The 610-nt window shown below is 56.4% G+C and carries 1 protein-coding gene; it reads left to right on the forward strand.

Annotated features, from left to right (window positions below; genetic code table 11):
- A partial coding sequence (locus N7387_RS21360) for an Ig-like domain-containing protein (protein WP_279800964.1) occupies window positions 1-610 on the forward strand: 610 nt, incomplete at both ends.

Here is a 610-nt window from a genome sequence, read left to right on the forward strand (position 1 = left end):
CACTCAGCTGACCGTTACGCCGAACCGGTCACTGGTGGCGAATAACCGTGATCAGTTTACCGCAGTGGCGCTGTTACAGAATGACAAGGGCGAAGTGCTGGCGGATAAAGCGGTGACCTTCAGTGTGTCCGGGCTGAAAAACCCGGAAGGGGTGACCATTTATGATGCGGACGGCAACAACGGTCAGACCCTGACCGTGAACTCCGGTCCTGACGGCACGGCAACCGTGAAAATCATCAGTAAATCCGCCGGGAAAGGATTGCTGAAAGCCAGGATGCGTAACGGTAACAGCCGGACGGAATCGATCGTCTATATTGCGGATCTCAGTACCGCAAAAATCAAAACGCTCGAGTTAACCGGTAACAAAGCGGTGGCTGACGGTCAGGCGAAAAATATCGCCGTGGCAACCGTGACTGACCAGTTTGATAACCGGGTGGAAAACTTCCCGTTAACGGCCAGCGCGGATAACGGTGCAACCGTGGCGGAGCCGAACCAGCAGACGGACGATAACGGTCAGGCCACATTCCGGTTCAGCAGCGAGACGGCCGGGGATTCCAGACTGGAGGCAGAGGGCACGGGCACCACGAAGAGTGTGACTGCGCAGTTTATC

This window comes from Morganella sp. GD04133, assembly GCF_029835375.1.
Classification (GTDB): Bacteria; Pseudomonadota; Gammaproteobacteria; order Enterobacterales; family Enterobacteriaceae; genus Morganella; species Morganella morganii_B.